4 protein-coding genes are annotated in these 3,669 nt (G+C 52.2%); 1 reads left to right on the plus strand and 3 read right to left on the minus strand.

The features are described from left to right. The first annotated feature begins 2 nt into the window (after positions 1–2). Complete coding sequence (locus tag JRI89_17400; protein ID MBW2073007.1) at positions 3–971, plus strand: D-glycerate dehydrogenase; 969 nt, start codon at positions 3–5, stop codon at positions 969–971. Here JRI89_17400 and JRI89_17405 read toward each other — a convergent pair. From JRI89_17405 to miaB, 3 genes are all read right to left on the minus strand, one after another. Beyond that, a complete protein-coding gene (locus JRI89_17405) occupies positions 949–1,575 on the minus strand; it encodes a histidinol phosphate phosphatase domain-containing protein (protein ID MBW2073008.1) in 627 nt (208 codons plus the stop codon). The genes JRI89_17400 and JRI89_17405 overlap by 23 nt on opposite strands. 355 nt (positions 1,576–1,930) lie before the next feature. Next, a complete protein-coding gene (locus JRI89_17410; GenBank protein MBW2073009.1) occupies positions 1,931–2,428 on the minus strand; it encodes a bifunctional nuclease family protein in 498 nt (165 codons plus the stop codon). Next, a partial coding sequence (gene miaB / locus JRI89_17415) for a tRNA (N6-isopentenyl adenosine(37)-C2)-methylthiotransferase MiaB (GenBank protein MBW2073010.1) occupies positions 2,413–3,669 on the minus strand: 1,257 nt, incomplete at its 5' end. The genes JRI89_17410 and miaB, both read right to left, overlap by 16 nt.

Genomic DNA, 3,669 nt, shown 5'->3' on the forward strand with positions numbered 1-3,669 from the left:
AAATGGCTGAAATCTTCATTAGCAGAAACATCTTCACGGAGGCAGTGGAACTGCTCGAGAGTGCTCGGCATGTGGTCTCTATCCACGAGAGCGACGAAATCCTGCCCACGGAGGAACTCATTTTGAGAGCCCGAGGCAAAGAGGGTCTTATGTGTCTGTTGAATGACAGGATCGATGAAAGAGTGATCGAAGCCCTTCCGTCCCTCAAGATAATCTCTAACATTGCAGTGGGCTATGATAACATCGATTTGGATGCTGCCAGCAGACGGGGAATCATGGTGACCAACACTCCCGGGGTGCTCACCGAGACTACTGCTGACTTCGCTTTTTCTCTCATGTTGGCCGTGGCCAGGAAGGTGGTGGAAGCAGACAGATACGTACGGGCAGGGAACTTTCAAAGGTGGGAATTCATGCCCCCTCTCATGGGCCTGGATGTACACGGCAAGACTCTCGGTATTGTAGGTTTCGGCCGCATAGGCCAGGCCGTGGCCAGAAGAGCTCTGGGCTTCAATATGAAAGTGGTCTACTACAGCAGATCACCTCACAGAGAAGCTGAAAGGCAACTGGCGGCCACATTCGTTCCCCTGGATGAGCTTCTGGCGGTAAGCGACTTTGTTACGCTCCATGTACCTCTCAACAAAAATACCAGGCACATGTTATCAACTGCCGAGTTCAGCAAGATGAAGAGTGAGGCAATTTTGATCAATACCGCCAGGGGTCAGGTGGTGAACGAAGAGGCCCTTGTTCGAGCCCTCGAACACGGTGAGATTGGAGGCACAGGTCTGGATGTTTTCGAAGAAGAGCCTGCTGTCCACCCGCGGCTCATGTCGCTGAATAACAGGGTGGTACTGGCACCTCATCTCGGCAGTGCCACCCGCGAGACCAGACTGAAAATGGCACTCTTGGCAGCAGAAAATATGTTGCAGGGACTACAGGGCAACAAGCCTCCTAATCTAGTAAACAAAGTATGATGTGAGTGTGACCAGAACTGCTATTTTCGGAAAAACTCCTAGCCGTGGCCATCTCTTTCGACAGGAGATCACCGGGCGCATGAGCGTCAGAATTGAATATCAGCGCTGCTCCGGCAGCCTGAGCTCGGCGCACCACATGACCATTGGTAAAGCTGTGTCCCTTGCGACCTGATATTTCCAGGAGGACCCCCCGTTTCGCTGCCAGAGACGCCTCTTCTGCGGTGAGGAGCCCTGGATGGGCCAGGATATCGACGTCGGCTTCGAGGCCTGCCCTGTTGGTTCCTGGCAGTACCGGCTCCACAATGGTTTCGCCATGCAGCACCACAATTGCCGCTCCCAGGGCCCTGGCTTCCTCCGCCAAACCCCTTATGGTCTCGGGTGGTACATGGGTAAGTTCTATGCCGGCCAGCGCCTGAATGGTGTTGTGTCTGTTGATCTCAGCTACTACCCGGGCCACCCTTGGCACCACCAGGTCGAGGTTGCTCCTGTCAGCATGGTCCGTGATCGCAATGTAGCGAAGCCCCAACTCTTCTGCTCGCCGCACCAGTTCGCTCACCAGCATCTCGCCATCACTAAAAAGAGAGTGTGTGTGTAAATCGATCAACCCCAAACTCCTTTCATCCATAATGATATCGTTCACCTTGTTCTGTTAAGAACAGCAACAGCATGTTAATTGCAAAGCTGGTGTCTCCTGGGTCCTATAGCAACCCACATCGGCAAAATCTGCCGTTTACTGCATCCGGGTGTCTTGAAAATGCCCTTGCAAGAGTTTTACTGCCAACAGTAGAGTTTGTGCCATTTAGCCCCCTGGGCATGGTGAGCACTGCCGGGTCTCTCACACCCCTGGCCCCAAGGGTCAAGTATGTGTACTGATCAGGGCATTGCCAGGAAAGAAGAATACCCAGAATTCATAGTGACTGGCAGTTATGCGGCTTGGCTGGCAGTTGATGGGCGGAGGTTCACATCTTGTATTTACCGAAATCATCCGGCGACAGGTTTTCAAGGATCTCGGTCCATTTCTTGGCTTCTTCGTCATGGATTTCGGCTTTGCCTTTCGACTCTATTTTAGCGGATCTTTCGATGACTTTCTCATTCACAAAAATGCGGGCATTCATCCGTAGCGCTATTGCCAGGGCGTCGCTAGGCCTGGCATCGATCTTTGATTCCTTGCCTTTGATATTGAGGTATATCCAGGCATAAAAGGTATTATCCCTGAGGTCACATACTTCGACCCGGTCAACGGTGATGCCCACGTGCGTCATGAGATTCTTCATGAGGTCATGGGTCATAGGACGTGGAAACTTGATCTGCTCGAGTTCAGTTGCTATTGCGGTTGCTTCCAGCAATCCTATCCAAATAGGCAGGGATGTCTCGTTCTTGAGGTCTTTCAAGACCACTATGGGGGTGTTTGTCTGTGGGTCCATTGTCAAACCCGAAATCTTCATCTCCCGCACCATGATGTTTCCCTCGCAACCTGAGAGGTTCTACTGGAGTCGATGCGCATCACTCCTCGAAGTGAATGGGCATAGCCGGCAGTGATGAGTACCTCTACTTCTTCGCCTATCAACTCGGGCGAACCTTGGAAATTTACCACACGATTATGGATCGTGCGACCGCTCAGCTGACCCGCATCAGCCTGGCTGGTGCCTTCGACCAATACCGTCTGCACACTGTGGACCTGCGCCTCATTGCGCTCGCGGGTTATTCTTTCCTGCACATCCTGGAGCTGCCGCAGCCTGCGTAGCTTGACTTCTTCAGGAATCTTGTCAGGCAATTTTCTTGCCGCAGTAAAAGGCCGATCTGCATAATGAAATGAGAACAAAGCATCAAAACGTATTTGTTCAATTAGATCTATAGTAGCATGAAAGTCTTCTTCTGTCTCTCCCGGAAAGCCGACAATGACATCAGAGGAGACGGCAATCTCGGGACATAGCTGCCGTAGCCTTTCTACCAGCCCGAGGTAATGCTCCCGGGTATAATGGCGATTCATTCTCTGTAGAATACGATCTGAACCCGATTGCACGGGCAGGTGAATATGCGGGCAGAGCTTGTCAATTTCAGCAAAACATTGCATGAGCCGTAGCGACAGGTCCTTAGGATGAGAAGTGGTAAATCGTATTCTTTTTAAACCGCCTACCTGTGACACCCTTTCCAGCAGGCTGGCAAAATCTTCACCTTCAGGCAGGCCCTTGCCATACGAGTTCACATTCTGCCCCAACAGAGTAATTTCCCGAACTCCAGAGTCGGCCAGATATTCCGCTTCTCGAATAATTTGGTAGAGGGGACGGCTGTATTCCCTGCCCCGCACCCATGGCACTATGCAGTAGGTGCAAAAATTGTCGCAGCCCCTCATGATGGTGACATAGGCTGAAACCGAGCGCTGCAGCCTCGCTCTGCGGCAGTCGTCCATCTCTGCAAAACGGTAATCAAATTCTACAGCACATGAACGTTCGCCGGTCTTGGCCAACCGTTGCAGCATCTCTGGCACCCGCCACAGGCCGTGGGTCCCCACCACCAGGTCCACATGAGGAAATCTTTGCAACAAAGAACCACCATACTGCTGGGCAACACAGCCGCCGAGCGCTACAACTAGATCTGGCCGCCTTCTTTTCAATGCTTTCAAGCGCCCCACATAGCTGAATGCTTTCTGTTCAGCCTTGCTCCGCACGCTGCAGGTGTTGACAAAGACAAAGTCCGC

Source organism: Deltaproteobacteria bacterium (assembly GCA_019309045.1).
Classification (GTDB): Bacteria; Desulfobacterota; Syntrophobacteria; order BM002; family BM002; genus JAFDGZ01.